This is a genomic window from Pantoea sp. 18069 (assembly GCF_902706035.1).
Taxonomy (GTDB): Bacteria; Pseudomonadota; Gammaproteobacteria; order Burkholderiales; family Burkholderiaceae_C; genus Comamonas.
Window position 1 is genome coordinate 68486 of record NZ_CACSJA010000021.1, and the last position, 14780, is coordinate 83265.

Annotated in this window: 11 protein-coding genes; 6 read left to right on the forward strand and 5 right to left on the reverse strand. The window is 62.7% G+C overall.

Translation table 11 applies throughout. The annotated features are described in order from the left end of the window. Window positions 1-18 precede the first annotated feature (18 nt). The 3 genes from lldR (at window position 19) to GVL12_RS16725 (ending at window position 3852) form a co-directional block, all read left to right on the forward strand. On the forward strand, window positions 19-777 hold the full coding sequence (lldR, locus tag GVL12_RS16715) for a transcriptional regulator LldR (protein WP_159916048.1): 759 nt from the start codon (window positions 19-21) through the stop codon (window positions 775-777). A 75-nt stretch (window positions 778-852) separates the two neighbouring features. After that, window positions 853-1998 carry an FMN-dependent L-lactate dehydrogenase LldD gene (lldD, locus tag GVL12_RS16720; RefSeq protein WP_159916050.1) on the forward strand — a complete coding sequence of 382 codons (1146 nt, stop codon included), beginning with the start codon at window positions 853-855 and terminating at the stop codon, window positions 1996-1998. Between the two features lie 33 nt (window positions 1999-2031). Further along, the gene (locus GVL12_RS16725; protein WP_159916052.1) at window positions 2032-3852 is read left to right on the forward strand and encodes a DUF4153 domain-containing protein; all 1821 of its coding nucleotides are present in this window, start codon (window positions 2032-2034) and stop codon (window positions 3850-3852) included. Window positions 3853-4087: 235 nt separating this feature from the next. Here the strand turns inward: GVL12_RS16725 and GVL12_RS16730 are convergent, their stop codons facing one another. Together GVL12_RS16730 and GVL12_RS16735 are read right to left on the reverse strand one after the other, a co-directional pair. Beyond that, complete coding sequence (locus GVL12_RS16730) at window positions 4088-5227, reverse strand: PLP-dependent cysteine synthase family protein (RefSeq protein WP_159916111.1); 1140 nt, start codon at window positions 5225-5227, stop codon at window positions 4088-4090. Window positions 5228-5230: 3 nt separating this feature from the next. After that, window positions 5231-5638, reverse strand: a complete 408-nt coding sequence (locus GVL12_RS16735; protein WP_159916054.1) for a Rid family detoxifying hydrolase — start codon at window positions 5636-5638, stop codon at window positions 5231-5233. 127 nt (window positions 5639-5765) lie between these two features. Between GVL12_RS16735 and GVL12_RS16740 the strand changes: the two genes are divergently transcribed. The 3 genes from GVL12_RS16740 (at window position 5766) to GVL12_RS16750 (ending at window position 8916) form a co-directional block, all read left to right on the forward strand. Continuing rightward, a complete protein-coding gene (locus GVL12_RS16740; RefSeq protein ID WP_159916056.1) occupies window positions 5766-6671 on the forward strand; it encodes a LysR family transcriptional regulator in 906 nt (301 codons plus the stop codon). 208 nt (window positions 6672-6879) lie between these two features. Beyond that, window positions 6880-7890: a uroporphyrinogen decarboxylase family protein gene (locus tag GVL12_RS16745; RefSeq protein ID WP_159916058.1), complete on the forward strand. Its 1011-nt coding sequence runs from the start codon at window positions 6880-6882 to the stop codon at window positions 7888-7890. Between the two features lie 42 nt (window positions 7891-7932). After that, on the forward strand, window positions 7933-8916 hold the full coding sequence (locus GVL12_RS16750) for a tripartite tricarboxylate transporter substrate binding protein (RefSeq protein WP_159916060.1): 984 nt from the start codon (window positions 7933-7935) through the stop codon (window positions 8914-8916). Between the two features lie 414 nt (window positions 8917-9330). On the opposite strand, the gene gyrB is transcribed toward GVL12_RS16750, so the two are convergent. The 3 genes from gyrB to dnaA form a co-directional block, all read right to left on the reverse strand. Then, a complete protein-coding gene (gene gyrB / locus GVL12_RS16755) occupies window positions 9331-11940 on the reverse strand; it encodes a DNA topoisomerase (ATP-hydrolyzing) subunit B (RefSeq protein WP_159916061.1) in 2610 nt (869 codons plus the stop codon). 128 nt (window positions 11941-12068) lie between these two features. Continuing rightward, complete coding sequence (gene dnaN / locus GVL12_RS16760) at window positions 12069-13187, reverse strand: DNA polymerase III subunit beta (protein WP_159916063.1); 1119 nt, start codon at window positions 13185-13187, stop codon at window positions 12069-12071. Window positions 13188-13321: 134 nt separating this feature from the next. Continuing rightward, a complete protein-coding gene (gene dnaA, locus GVL12_RS16765; protein WP_159916065.1) occupies window positions 13322-14725 on the reverse strand; it encodes a chromosomal replication initiator protein DnaA in 1404 nt (467 codons plus the stop codon). Window positions 14726-14780 lie beyond the last annotated feature (55 nt).

Here is a 14780-nt window from a genome sequence, read left to right on the forward strand (position 1 = left end):
AAAACCGAAACGTCCCACATGCGCCTTGCAGATCATGTCGTCGAGAAACTGCTTGCCCTGGTGCAGGCCCGCGGAGTGCAGCCCGGCCAGCGGCTGCCCGCGGAAAGGCTGCTGGCCGCTGAACTGGGCGTGTCGCGCACCTCGGTGCGCGAGGCCATACAGAAGCTGACCAGCCAGGGCGTGCTCTCCACGCGGCGCGGCGACGGCACCTATGTGCAATCGAACGCGCCCGCCGAGTGGCTGCAGGAGGCCATGGGCCCGCTGGCGCGCCTGATCGATTCCGACCAGCACTACCGCTATGACGTGCTGGAGACGCGCCACGCGCTGGAGTCCAGCACCGCCTGGCTGGCCGCCCAGCGCGCCACGGCAGAGGACAAGGCGCACATCCAGCGCTGCTTCGACGTGATGGTCCAGCACCAGCAGGACGGCCATTCCGAGCTGGCGGCGCGTGCCGACGCGCAATTCCACCTCGCCATCGCCGAGGCCTCGCACAATCTCGTGCTGGTGCAGGTGATGCACAGCCTGTTCACCGTGGTCCTGTCCACGGTGGCGCACAACCGCCACGTCATGTTCCGGCTCAGCGCCCCGCATACCGTGCAGGAGCTGACCCTGCAGCACCAGAGCCTGATGCAGGCCATCCTCGACGGCGACCCGCAGCGGGCGCGTGAATGCATAGGCGAACACCTGGAGCATGTGCGCCTGACCATCCAGCAGCTCGACGAAGACCAGGCCCGGCGGGAGCGCTCCATGCGACTGCCGCCTTCGGATCTGCCATGACGCACCGCCCCGAGGCTGCCGGTTGCATGGGCGGCGCGCAGCGCCATGAACCACTGACATGAAAAACTTGTGACCATGATCATCTCTTCGACTGCCGACTATCGCGCGGCCGCGCAAAAGCGTCTGCCGCCTTTTCTTTTCCACTACATCGACGGCGGCGCCTATGCCGAGCAGACCCTGCGCCGCAATGTCGAAGACCTGGCCGCCGTGGCCCTGCGCCAGCGCGTGCTCAAGGACATGAGCCGGCTGGACACCAGCATCGAGCTGTTCGGTGAGAAGCTGTCGATTCCCGTCGCGCTGTCGCCCGTGGGGCTGACGGGCATGTACCGGCGCCGGGGTGAAGTGCAGGCCGCGCGCGCGGCGGATGCGCACGGCATTCCGTTCACCATGTCCACGGTCTCGGTCTGCCCGATCGAGGAGGTGGCTCCCGAGATCAAGCGGCCCATGTGGTTCCAGCTCTACGTGCTCAAGGACCGCGGCTTCATGCGCAACGCGCTCGAGCGCGCCCAGGCCGCGGGTTGCACGACCCTGGTCTTCACCGTGGACATGCCCGTGCCCGGCGCGCGCTACCGCGACGCCCATTCCGGCATGAGCGGCCCGAACGCCGCGCTGCGTCGCTACTGGCAGTCGGTGCTGCACCCCCGCTGGGCCCTGGACGTGGGCCTGCAGGGCCGGCCGCACGATCTGGGCAATATCTCGGCCTATCGCGGCAGCCCCACCGGTTTGCAGGACTACATGGGCTGGCTGGGCGCCAATTTCGACGCCTCCATTTCGTGGAAAGACCTGGAGTGGATACGCGCGTTCTGGAAGGGCCCGATGGTCATCAAGGGCATCCTCGACCCCGAGGACGCCAAGGACGCGGTGCGCTTCGGCGCCGACGGCATCGTCGTCTCGAACCATGGCGGCCGCCAGCTCGACGGCGTGCTGTCCTCGGCGCGCGCCCTGCCGGCCATCGCCGATGCAGTCAAGGGTCAGATCAAGATCCTGGCCGACTCCGGCATACGCAACGGCCTGGACGTGGTCCGCACCATCGCCCTGGGCGCGGACGCAGCAATGATTGGCCGGGCGTACATCTATGCGCTGGCAGCCGCCGGAGAGTCCGGCGTCAAGCACCTGCTTGAACTGCTGGAAAAGGAAATGCGCGTGGCCATGACGCTCACCAGCGTGAGTAAGGTCAGCGACATCACCGGGGAGCTGTTGGTGCGGGAAATGAAGGGCTGATCGTTCAAAGAGGCTGGCGCTACACTGCGCGCCATGTCTACACTTTCGCTCCCCCTGGATAGGCCGCTGGCGCAGGTGCGCAACGGCATGCTGTGCATGGGCCTGCTGCAAGGCCTGCTGGCACTGGCCCTGGTGCATTCGGGACTGGAGCGCGACTGGCAGGCGCTGGTCCTGCTGCTGATCCTGCAGCCGCCGCTGTTCATGGCGATGACGGTCACGCGCTGGCGCGATGGCCGGCTGTGGGCCGGCGGCGCCGTGATGGCGGTGGTGGTCGGGGTCATGGCGGGCGGAATGATCTGGGGCCTGCGCCATTCGCCTTGGGAAGACAGCCGCGTCTTTGTCTGTCTGGGCGTTGCTGCGTCGCTCTGGTGGTTTGTGGCCTTGCCCTGGTTCCAGGCCTTCATGGCGCATGGCCGCTGGCGTGTGCCCTATGCCGCGCTGTTCGTGCTGGCCTGGAACAACGCGCTGGTGCTGGCGCTGGCCTCGCTGTGCGTGCAACTGGTGTGGGGTGTGCTGTGGCTATGGGCCGGCCTGTTCGCGCTGGTCAAGGTCGAGTTCTTTGTCACGCTGTTTTCCGCGCAGTGGTTTGTGTTCGTGGTGACTGGCCTGCTGGGCGGCCTGGGCCTGTGGCTGGCGCGCACGCAGCAGCGGCCCATCCAGGTGATGCGCCAGACCCTGCTGGCGCTGGGTCGCCTGCTGCTGCCATTACTGGCCTGGGTGCTGGTGTTCTTTGTACTGGCGCTGGTGTTCACCGGCGTCGAGGGCCTGTGGGCCACGCGCTTTGCCGCCGTGCTGCTGATGGGGGTATTGATCCTGCAGATCTGGGTCGTGAACGCGGTCTACCAGGACGGCGCGGCCGCCCAGGCGCCGTATGCACGCGTGCTGCGCTGGCTGGTCGATGCCAGCCTGATCGCCATGCCCGTGCTCGCCACCCTGGCCTGCGTGGCCATAGGCTTGCGCGTGCAGCAATACGGCTGGACGCTGGAGCGCGTCTGGGCCGCCGCCGCGGCCGGCGTGCTGTGGCTCTATGCCCTGGGCTATGCCTGCGCCGCCGCCCACAGCGTGCGCCAGGGCGCTGCGCGCCCCTGGCTGCAGTGGCTGGCGCCCGTCAATCAGGCCATGTCGCTGCTGGTGCTGGCCTTGCTGCTGGCGCTGCAAACGCCTGTGCTCGACGGCCAGCGCATCAGCGCTGCCAGCCAGCGCGAACGCCTGCGCGCCGACCCGTCGCAGGCCACCCTGGAGCGCCTGGTCGATCTGAAATGGCGCCACGGCCCTTACGGCGCCGCCGCGCTCGACGCACTGGCCCAGGACCCCGGTTTTCAGACCGGCGAGGCGCGCCAGCGGCTGGACCTGGCACGCGCTTCCACCACGCGCCATGTTGCGACCACGGAACCCCTGCCCAGCGAAAGAGTCGACCTGGCCACGGCCCAGGAGCGCATCCAGACCCCCGCAGGCATGCAGCGCCCGCAGCCCGATTGGTGGGAGTGGTGGATGCTGCAGGCGAACGAACATTACTGGGCACGACAGTGCCTGTCGCCCGGCGCCGATTGTGTGCTGCTGTCAGGGGATTGGGACCAGGATCAGCAGATCGATCACCTGCTGTGCAAGCTCGAGGACCGCGGCAACCGCAGGTGCCGGCTCAGCGCGCGCGATGCACAGGGGCAATGGCAGGACCAAGGCACGGTGGTCTGGACCGGTGCGCATACCGCCGAGGAAAATCGCATGACGCGCGATCTGTTGCGTGACGGGCGCATCAGCGCCGAACCTCAACGCTGGCCCGAGTGGCATCTGCCCCATCAGGACGCGGCAGGCCACAGCCGTCCATTCACGGGCCGCCTGACGCCAGTCCACTGAGCACGCTTCGATTCCAGGCGGCTGCCTTGGCACAAAAGCACGCGAAGGTGGTCAAGGCCGCGAAGACCAAGAACTGGCAGCGCTTTCGCTCCGAGCGGCTTGCCGTTGAATGTCTTCGACGGGGCTTCCGAGGGCGAACGGGCGCCCGTTCGTCCCTGGCTAGGCTTTGCCGTCTGGTGGGCCCGCCGAAGGAGAAATGGAGAGGGACTTGAGGCCGGTTCTCCACGATGCGCGCCTATGGGGCAAGGACTTCAAGGCAGGGCTGTGCGTTCAATGTCGCATCGTGCAGCGCTGCTGGATGGGGCCTGTGCGTTACGGGCCAGACTCCGCCGGCATAGGCCTTTTCGAGTTGCGCAATGTATGGCGCTATGTCGTAGCCGGAGGATTCCAGCCATGCGTCGTTGTAATAGGTGTCTGTGTAGCGGTCGCCTGAATCGCAGGCGAGGGTGACGATGGAGCCGGCCTCGTTGCGCTTGGACATTTCACACGCCAGCTGCATGGCAACGTAAAAGTCGGTGCCTGTCGAACCACCATACCGACGTCCGACCAAGCGTTCCAGAAAGCGCATGGCCGCGTACGACGCCGGGTTGGGCACTTGCATCATGCGATCAATCACGTCGGGAACAAATGAGGGCTCCACCCGTGGTCGGCCGATTCCCTCGATGTCCGAGCCGCGGCTGCTGGAGATGGCTGCATCGCGGCTGTGAAAGTAGTCGTAAAAAACGGAGTGCTCGGGGTCCACAACGCACAGTTGAGTGGCATATCCTTGGTAGCGTATGTAGCGTCCTATGGTGGCGGAGGTTCCGCCGGTTCCAGCTCCGACCACCACCCACGTCGGTATCGGGTGAGGTTCACCGCGCATTTGCTGGAAGATGGATTCTGCGATGTTGTTGTTGCCACGCCAGTCGATGGCTCGCTCCGCATAGGTGAACTGATCCATGTAGTGGCCATTGCATTCGCGTGCCACCCGTTCGGCTTCTGCGTAGAGAAGTGATGCATTGCTGACGAAGTGGCAGCGACCGCCGTAGAACTCGATCTGCGCAATTTTTGCGGGTGATGTGCTGCGGGGCATCACGGCAATGAATGGCAGGCCCAGAAGGCGCGCGAAATAGGCTTCGGACACCGCCGTGCTGCCTGAGGATGCCTCCACTACGGTGGTGCCTTCCCGGATCCAGCCATTGCACAGTCCATAGAGAAACAGCGATCGTGCGAGCCTATGCTTGAGGCTGCCCGTGGGATGGGTCGATTCATCCTTGAGATAAAGCCTCACATGCGGGGTGGCGGGTAGTTCCACCTGCATCAGGTGGGTGTCGGATGAACGCTGGGCGTCACGCTCGATACGACGCACTGCTTCAAGAACCCAGGTGCGAGTCATCATTCAGATCTCCTTGTTTGCAGGTGAGGGGGCGAGTGAAAGAACGGCATCGGCTTCGATGAGCGCTCCACGGGGCAAGGCCGCGACAGCCACGGATGTACGTGCGGGGTAGGGCTTGCAAAAATACTCGCCCATCAGTGCATTGACCCTGGAGAAATGCGCTGGATCGGTCAGGTAGACCGTGACCTTGATGGCCTGGGCGAGCGATGCGCCCGCTGCGCGGCTCACGGCTTCAAGATTGCGAAAAACGCGGTGAATTTGTGCATCAATGCCCGTTTCCAACTGCATGGTGATGGGGTCGAGCGGAAGCTGGCCGGCAAGATATACCGTCTCGCTGGCTCGGATGGCTTGTGAATAAATGCCGATGGCGCTGGGTGCGTCGTCGGTAGAAATGGCTTGAATGGATGGCATGTCCCGTTGTTCCTATGGCGTATTTCCGTGAGCACATCCCTGTCTTGGGATGCAGAAATTGTTCCTGTGGCGGGGGTGATGTACAAACGGGCTTTCTCACAACCAGCATTTGTTAAATGCAAAAGCTATGCACTACAGCCTGGTCGACATCAAGCTCTTCGTTGCCATCGCGGATGCGGGCAATGTGTCACGCGGCGCAGCGCATTGCTTTCTCGCGCCGTCATCGGCCAGCTTGCGCATCAAACAGCTGGAGGAAAGCCTTGGAACCCGGTTGTTTACACGGCAAGCACGCGGCGTATCGTTGACCCGCGCGGGACAGGTGATGCTTGAGCATTGCCGCCGCTGTCTCGCCGAACTCGAGCAGATGCATGCCAATCTGGCGCCCTATGCGCAGGGCGTGAAGAGCCATCTCACGCTGTTCGCCAACAGTACGGCGATCGCGTCCTATTTGCCGGAAGACCTGTCGGTTTTTTTGCTCGCATACCCCGCAGTGCGCGTGTCCTTGGAGGAGCGACTCAGCCACGAGATTGTCGCGGCCGTTGCTGAAGGCAGAGCAGACATCGGCGTCGTCACCTGGAGCGAAGAGCATCCCGACGTGAAATTCTGGCCCTACCATGAAGATGAGCTCATCATCGTGGCGCCTGTGGCAACAGACCTTGGGCAGGATGGCAAGGTGCGGTTTGTCGAGTGCCTCGCTCACCCCATCATCTCCTTGGCCAGTGGAACGGCAATCCACACTTTTCTCGTCGGCAAGGCTGCGGCCCTTGGCTACCCGATTGATGTTCGCATACAGGTAGCGGGTTTTTCCGCTGTCATCGCGCTCGTCTGCTCAGGGGCCGGGATCGCCATCGTGCCGCGCTCGGTGATGCGCAATTTGCACAACGAGCGGGTAAAAACACTGTCCCTGCAGGAGCCTTGGGCCATGCGGCATCTGGCCGTGTGCGCCAGAAGCGATGAAAAACGGCTGTCGGTTCACGCACAGGCCTTGCTGCACCAGTTGCGGCACCCGCCCTCCTGTTCCGACGTCGCCTGAAGAACACCCACGGCCCGGCCATCGTTGGCAAGCCTTTGTCTTTGACAAAGCGAGCTTTTGAATTAACTCGTTTGTCCCTGGTTGTGCTCCATGAAAAACTGCCTGCATCTCAACCCTGTTTAAGAACTGTTGGAGCCAGCCGTCCTGAAAGGGACGGCGCATTGTGCGCGGATCTTCCAGTTTGGCGACAAAAACCAAAGGGACAGCTATGCAGTCAATGAATCACTGGCAGCGCATCGAAGCAGCGATTAACGGCGAACCCACTGATCGCCCGCCGGTCGCCCTGTGGCGCCATTTCCCGGACGATGATCAGCATTCCGACAAGCTGGTGGCTCACACGCTGCAGTGGCAGGAAAAATGGCAATTCGATCTCGTGAAATTCATGCCTTCGGGAACCTATGGTGTCGAGGACTGGGGCGCGATCAGCGGGTACAGGGGGGCGGCCAATGGTGCGCGTGAAGTGATCCAGCCGGCCGTCGTGCGTACCGAAGATTGGCGACGCGTTGTGCCTCTCGATGTTCGTCGCGGAGCCTATGGTCGGCAAAATGAGGCGCTGGCTGCCGCGGCCAAGGTCTTGAAGGGGCAGGTACCGTTGCTGCAGACGGTTTTCAGCCCGCTGACGACCGCCCGGAAGATGTCCACCGAAAAAATGTTTGCTGACCTGCGGCGCTTTCCGGATGAACTGGAGCGTGCGCTGATGGTCATCACCGACGTCACGATCCGCTTTGCGCTGGATGCATTGGCGCAGGGCGCCCATGGTGTGTTCTTCGCAACGCAACTGGCATCGCATCGTCTGCTGACGACGGCAGAGTATGAGCGCTTTGGCAAGCGTTACGATTTGCAGGTCTTCAAGGCGCTGCGTGGAAAATCCCGACTCAACATGCTGCATGCGCATGGTGATGACATCATGTTCGATCTGCTCTCGGATTATCCGACGGAGATGTTCAACTGGCATGACCGCTTGACTGATCCGACGATTGCACAGGCCGCGGAGTGTTTTCCGCAGTTGCTCGTGGGCGGTATCAATGAACATGGCACGTTGATGCATGGGAGCGAGCAGGAAATCGAAAACCAGGTGCATGAAGCACTCTCACAGACGGGCGGTCGTCGCCTGATGATCGGTCCCGGCTGCGTGTTGCCGGTGGCTGCCAGGGATGCGAGCATTCGAGCCGTTGTGCGTGCCGCCCACCAATTCAAGGAAAGTTCGGTGTGCATCTGAGCTTGCTAGGGTGCTACTGAAAATTATTCAATGAGGCAAACCATGCGAAATTCTCTCTCTTCTGTTGCATTGACCTGGATGCTTGCCACTGGTTTGACGGCGCCTGCCTTGGCGGCCGAATGGCCCGCCGCCGATAAGCCCATACAGATCATTGTTCCAGCACCTGCTGGTGGTGGCACAGGTGATGCGATTGCGCGCCTGGTTGCCGATCGCCTGGGGAAAAGGCTGAAGACCGCCGTGATTGTGGACAACCGGGGTGGGGCCAACGGCAACATTGGTGCGGCGGCTGCAGCGGCGGCTCCCGCCGACGGATACAGATTGCTGTTCTCCTGGGCCGGAACCCTCGCTGTCAGCCCCCATCTTTTTCGCAACCTGCCCTTTGATCCGCAGAAAAGCTTTGCCCCCATTGCCCTGGTTGCCGATGTGCCTAACATCCTGGTCGTCAACAATGCGCTTCCCGCGCACGACCTGACAGAGTTTGTCCATTTCGCGAAGAGCCATCCTGGAAGCCTGAATTTCGGATCCTCGGGCAATGGCAGTTCCATGCATCTGGCAGGGGAGCTTTTCAAGCGAGAAACGGGTGTGCAATTGGTCCATGTGCCCTATGCCGCGCCTGGGCAGGCCGTAACGAATCTGATGGCCAATGAGATACAGGCGATGTTCCAGCTCGTGCCTGGAGTGGTTGGACAGGTGAAGGCTGGAAAGCTGCGGGCCTTGGCGGTCATGTCGCCATCGCGTTCTCAAGCGCTGGCGGATGTTCCTACGACCACGGAACTCGGGTATCCGAAGTTGCAGTCATCGACATGGTTCGCGTTGCTTGCACCCAAGGGAACGCCGACAGCAATCCTTGATCGCCTCAATGCAGAAATCAACGATATCCTGCTCGAGCCCGATGTGGCAAAAAGTCTGACCAGCATGGGCGCGATGCCGCTTGGGGGCTCGCGTCTGGCCCTTGCCGATCATCTTGCGGTCGAGATTTCCAAATGGGGCCGTGTGATCAAGGAGAGCGGCATCCAGAATCAGTAGCAATGGCTGTTTGGAAAGAAAGGGCAGGGTTGTGGACCGTGAAGAATCTCTTGGTTCATCCGCTGCAGCACGGACAGCTTGAACTTGAATTTCTTGCGCAGCGCCTGCGTGCTGCTCGTTGCCTGCGATCCCACCTTCAATCATGGCCTTGTGCACGCCGTGCCTGACGGTCAGAGCGTTGACTCCTTCGAGACCTGACAGATATCTCAGAACGATGGCTCGCCTGAACCCCTCGCCATATTCGCCATGAAAAACTCCCCAAGAGCTGGATGGGTGTCCAACTTTTGGGGAGCAGTGCAGAAGCGGCTGTTTTTATGGAAGATGTGATGGGCCTTGCAGCAGATTCCTGGCGGATGGCCATAGGGCTTAAACCCCAGCCTTGCCTACCAGCACCCCGCTCGTTGCATCACCCCCTCAAACGTCAATATTCCCCGCCCGCAGCGCATTGTTCTCGATGAAGTGGCGGCGAGGTTCGACCTCATCGCCCATCAGCATGGTGAACACGCGATCGGCTTCGATGGCGTCATTGACCTGAACCTGCAGCAGGCTGCGCACGTTCGGGTCCATGGTGGTTTCCCACAGCTGGGCCGGGTTCATTTCGCCCAGGCCCTTGTAGCGCTGGCGGCTGGTCGTGCGTTCGGCTTCGGACAGCAGCCATTGCATGGCCTGGCGGAAGTCGCCCACCTTTTCCGACTTGGCCTTGTCGCCTTCGCCGCGCATGGCCTTGGCGCCTTCGGACAGCAGGCCGTTGAAGTGCTGGGCTTCGTCCGCGAGGGCGGCGTAGTCGTGGCTGCGCACGAAGTCCTGCGTGAGGATGGAGCTCTTGATGTTGCCGTGGTGGTGGCGGCTGATGCGCAGCACCGGGTTGTCGGTCTGCGGGTCAATTTCGCCGGCCACTTCGGCGGGCACGCCGGTGGTGGTGAGTTCGCGCAGCTTGGCTTCCAGGATGGGAGCGCAGGCCTGGGCTTCCTCGAGGGTGTCGAGCTTGATCTGCACGCCGTCGGCGATGGCGCGCAGGGCTTCGGCGTCCATGAAGGCCGACAGGCGCTCGATCACCGATTCGGCGGCCAGGTGCATGTAGGCCAGCTTGGCCAGTTCTTCGCCTTCGAGCGTGCGCGGCTCGGCGCCGCCGGTGGTGACGCTGGCGTGGTTGAGCGCGATGCGCAGCAGGTAGCTGTTGAGCGCCGGGCCGTCCTTGAGGTAGAGCTCTTCCTTGCCGCTCTTGACCTTGTACAGCGGCGGCTGGGCGATGTAGATGTGGCCGGCTTCGACCAGCTCGGGCATCTGGCGGTAGAAGAAGGTCAGCAGCAGCGTGCGGATGTGGGCGCCGTCGACGTCGGCGTCGGTCATGATGATGATGCGGTGGTAGCGCAGCTTGGCGGGGTCGAAGTCGTCGCTGCTGCTCTTGCCCGATTCGGCGCTGGCCTTGCCGATGCCGGTGCCCAGGGCCGTGATCAGCGTGATGATTTCCTGGCTCGCGAGCAGCTTTTCGTAGCGCGCCTTCTCGACGTTCAGGATCTTGCCGCGCAGCGGCAGGATGGCCTGGAACTTGCGGTCGCGGCCCTGCTTGGCGGAGCCGCCGGCGGAGTCGCCCTCGACGATGTAGATTTCGCACAGCGCCGGGTCTTTTTCCTGGCAGTCGGCGAGCTTGCCGGGCAGGCCCATGCCGTCGAGCACGCCCTTGCGGCGCGTCATTTCACGCGCCTTGCGCGCGGCTTCGCGGGCGCGCGCGGCTTCGATGATCTTGCCGCAGAGGATCTTGGCGTCGATGGGGCGCTCCTGCAGGAAGTCGGACAGCGTCTTGGCGACGATGTCTTCCACCGGCGCGCGCACTTCGCTGGACACCAGCTTGTCCTTGGTCTGGCTGGAGAACTTGGGCTCGGGCACCTTGACGCTGAGCACGCAGCACAGGCCTTCGCGCATGTCGTCGCCCGTGACTTCGACCTTGGCCTTCTTGGCCAGCTCGTTTTGCTCTATGTACTTGCCGATGACGCGCGTCATCGCCGCGCGCAGGCCCGTGAGGTGGGTGCCGCCGTCACGCTGCGGGATGTTGTTGGTGAAGCACAGCACCTGTTCGCTGTAGCCGTCGTTCCACTGCATGGCGACTTCGACGCCGATCTCGGTGCCGGGAATGCCGCCATAGGATTCTGCCGGGCGCGTGCCCGTGGCATAGAACGCCGTGGGGTGCAGCACCTTCTTGGTGGCGTTGATGAAGCCGACGAAGCCGCGCACGCCACCGGCGCCGGAGAAGTCGTCTTCCTTGCCCGAGCGTTCGTCCTTGAGGCGGATGCGCACGCCGTTGTTCAGGAAGGACAGCTCGCGAAGGCGCTTGGCCAGGATGTCGTAGTGGAAATCGTTGTTCTGCGTGAAGATCTCGGTGTCGGGCAGGAAGTGCACCTTGGTGCCGCGCTTGTCGCTGGGGCCGATGATGCGCATCGGCGAGACTTCGACGCCGTTGATGACTTCCAGCGGCCGGTTCTGGACAAAACCACGCGCGAAGTCGATTTCGTAGGCCTGGCCTTCGCGGCGCACGGTGAGCTTGAGCCAAGACGACAGCGCATTCACGCAGGACACACCCACGCCGTGCAGGCCGCCCGAGACCTTGTAGCTGTTCTGGTTGAACTTGCCGCCGGCATGCAGCTCGGTCAGCGCGATTTCAGCGGCCGAGCGCTTGGGCTCGTGCTTGTCGTCCATCTTCACGCCTGTGGGAATGCCGCGGCCGTTGTCGATCACCGATAGGGAATCGTCGGCATGGATGGTGACCAGAATGTCGTCGCAGTGGCCGGCCAGCGCTTCGTCGATGGAGTTGTCCACGACTTCGAAGACCAGGTGGTGCAGGCCCGTGCCGTCGGAGGTATCGCCGATGTACATGCCGGGGCGCTTGCGCACCGCTTCCAGGCCTTCGAGGATCTGGATCGCGCCTTCGCCGTAGCCTTCGCTGGCGCCGGCCTGCTGGGCGTCGATCTTGTGGGCCGGCTCGATCGAGTCGCCTTGGGGTTCGGGCAGCGTTGTGTCAGCGGTCATTGGGAAAAGCCTTGCGATCCGGAGGAAACGAAGTTTCCAGAAAATTCAATGGAGTAGTAACGGCGGCAAATGCTGTGGACAACAGGCATTTGCCGCGCGAGGGGTCACGATGCGTTGGGCCTGGCGGCTCAAATGCGCATCGGCATGACGACATATTTGAAGAACTCGTTGCCGGGGATGGTCAGCAGCGCGGAGCTGTTGCCGTCGGCGAGGTCGATCTTCACCATGTCCTGGCCCATGTTGGTCAGTGCGTCGATCAGGTAGGTCACGTTGAAGCCGATTTCAATCGTGTCGCCGCCGTAGTCGATGTCGAGTTCGTCCACGGCCTCTTCCTGCTCGGCGTTGTTCGACGCCACGCGCAGCGTGCCGGGCTCGAGCGTGAGGCGCACGCCCTTGAACTTGTCGCTGGTCATGATGGCGGTGCGCTGCAGGCTGGCGAGCAGCGGCGCGCGGCCCAGGGTCACGCTGTTGCTGTGGTTCTTGGGAATCACGCGGTTGTAGTCGGGGAACTTGCCCTCGACCAGCTTGGTCACGAATTCCATGCCGCCGAACGTGAACTTCGCCTGGTTGTTGGCGAACTGCATCTCGATGTGGGGCTGGTTGTCGCCGCCCACGTCGGACAGCAGGCGCTGCAGCTCGAGCACGGTCTTGCGCGGCAGGATGACTTCCTGCTTGGGCACTTCGACGTCGAGCGTGGCGCTGGAGAACGCGAGGCGGTGGCCGTCGGTCGCGACCAGGCTCAGCGTCTTGCCTTCGGCGACGAACAGGATGCCATTGAGGTAGTAGCGGATGTCCTGCACGGCCATCGCGAACGAGACCTGGCCCAGCAGGTCCTTGAGGACCTTCTGCGGCACGCTGAACGACGGGCCGAAAGCGGCCGCTTCCTGTACCAGCGGAAAGTCTTCGGCGGGCAGGGTCTGCAGCGTGAAGCGGCTCTTGCCGCCCTTGAGCAGAATCTTGTTCTGGCTGGTTTCCAGCGCCACGGTCTGGTCGCCGGGCATGGTCTTGAGAATGTCGATCAGCTTGCGCGCGCCCACGGTGGTCGTGAAGTCGCCGGTGTCGCCGCCGAGTTCGGCGGTGGTGCGGATCTGGATCTCGAGATCGCTGGTGGTGAGCTGCAGCGCGTTGCCGGTCTTGCGGATCAGCACATTGGCCAGGATGGGCAGTGTGTGACGGCGTTCGACGATGCCGGACACCGACTGCAGAACTGCGAGAACCTTGTCTTGTGTTGCCTTCAGGACGATCATGTCAACCTTTAGTAAATGGGGGTACGGTCGCTGCTACTGTGCGATTTATAGGGGTTGGGCCCTCGCGCCACCCCACCGCATATTTTGCCCTGTCGCGCAGCATTTCTGGGAGTGGATCGCGAGGGCGTTGCGCCCTAGCCTTTGAGCGTCTGCTCCAGCACGTGCAACTGTTGGTTGAGTTCCGTGAGCTGCTGGCGCTCGGCGGCGATCTTGCGCACCGCATGCAGTACCGTGGTGTGGTCGCGTCCGCCGAACAGCTCGCCGATTTCGGGCAGGCTTTTCTGCGTCAGTTCCTTGGCCAGGTACATCGCAATCTGGCGCGGCCGGGCAATGCTGGCCGGGCGCTTCTTGCTGTACATGTCGGCGACCTTGATCTTGTAGTAATCCGCGACCGTCTTCTGGATATTTTCCACCGAAATCTGGCGGTTCTGTATCGACAGCAGGTCGCGCAAGGCTTCGCGCGCCAGCTGGATCGAGACTTCCTTCTGATTGAAGCGCGAGTAGGCCAGGATCTTGCGCAGCGCGCCTTCGAGCTCGCGCACGTTGGAGCGCACGTTCTTGGCGACGAAGAAAGCGACTTCCTCGGGCATGTCGGCGCTTTCGGCGCGGGCCTTGTTGATCAGGATCGCGACGCGCATCTCGAGCTCGGGCGGCTCGATGGCCACCGTCAGGCCCGAATCGAAGCGCGACACCAGGCGTTCGTGGATGTTGGCCAGGCCCTTGGGGTAGGTGTCGCTGGTCATCACGATGTGGCTCTTCTTGGCCAGCAGCGCTTCGAAGGCGTTGAAGAATTCTTCCTGCGTGCGGTCCTTGTTGGCGAAGAACTGCACGTCGTCAATCAGCAACAGATCGAGCGAGTGGTAGCGCTCCTTGAACTCGTCGAAAGTACGCCGCTGGTAGGCTTTGACCACATCCGAGACGAATTGCTCGGCATGGATGTAGAGAACTTTGGAGTCAGGCTTGTCGGCAAGCAGCTGGTTGCCCACCGCATGCATCAAATGGGTCTTGCCCAGGCCCACGCCGCCGTAGATGAACAGCGGGTTGTACAGATGACCGGGCGAGCCCGCGACGTGCATTGCCGCCGAGCGCGCCATGCGGTTGGCCGTGCCTTCGACCAGCGTGTCGAAGGTCAGGGCGGCGTTCAGGCGGGTGCGGAACACCGGCGCCGCAGGTTCTTCCTGGGCGGCGCTGCTCGTGACCTGGTGCGTTTCCTGGGGGCCGGGACGGTCGGGGGAAAACGGGCGCACGTAAGTGCGCGTCACCGATTCTCTGTGAGCGAGTGCTAACTCCAGCGTGACGGGCTGGCCGTACAGGGCTTCGAGCATTGCCGAAATACGCCCGGCATATTGCGCACGAATCCAGTCGAGCTTGAAGCGGTTGGCCACGTATACCGTGACCTTTGAAAAGTCTTCCGCTACCTGGGCGGTCAGCGGCTTGATCCAGGTATTGAACTGCTGTTCGGGCAGATCCTGCCCCAGCTGCTCCACGCAGACCTGCCACAGGCCTTGGCCAGCGTCGTTGTTAGGTTCCTCGGTCATTGTCAGTGTCTTGTTGTGGATAGAGGAACAGTTGCGGGGCACCGATTGTAGCTTT

Excerpts from the sequence above, each read along its gene's own strand:
- dnaN (WP_159916063.1), bottom strand. The coding sequence starts at position 13,187 with ATGATCGTCCTGAAGGCAACACAAGACAAGGTTCTCGCAGTTCTGCAG.
- GVL12_RS16750 (WP_159916060.1), top strand. The coding sequence starts at position 7,933 with ATGCGAAATTCTCTCTCTTCTGTTGCATTGACCTGGATGCTTGCCACT.
- GVL12_RS16735 (WP_159916054.1), bottom strand. The coding sequence starts at position 5,638 with ATGCCATCCATTCAAGCCATTTCTACCGACGACGCACCCAGCGCCATC.
- lldR (WP_159916048.1), top strand. The coding sequence starts at position 19 with ATGCGCCTTGCAGATCATGTCGTCGAGAAACTGCTTGCCCTGGTGCAG.
- GVL12_RS16740 (WP_159916056.1), top strand. The coding sequence starts at position 5,766 with ATGCACTACAGCCTGGTCGACATCAAGCTCTTCGTTGCCATCGCGGAT.
- GVL12_RS16725 (WP_159916052.1), top strand. The coding sequence starts at position 2,032 with ATGTCTACACTTTCGCTCCCCCTGGATAGGCCGCTGGCGCAGGTGCGC.
- GVL12_RS16730 (WP_159916111.1), bottom strand. The coding sequence starts at position 5,227 with ATGACTCGCACCTGGGTTCTTGAAGCAGTGCGTCGTATCGAGCGTGAC.
- gyrB (WP_159916061.1), bottom strand. The coding sequence starts at position 11,940 with ATGACCGCTGACACAACGCTGCCCGAACCCCAAGGCGACTCGATCGAG.
- dnaA (WP_159916065.1), bottom strand. The coding sequence starts at position 14,725 with ATGACCGAGGAACCTAACAACGACGCTGGCCAAGGCCTGTGGCAGGTC.
- GVL12_RS16745 (WP_159916058.1), top strand. The coding sequence starts at position 6,880 with ATGCAGTCAATGAATCACTGGCAGCGCATCGAAGCAGCGATTAACGGC.
- lldD (WP_159916050.1), top strand. The coding sequence starts at position 853 with ATGATCATCTCTTCGACTGCCGACTATCGCGCGGCCGCGCAAAAGCGT.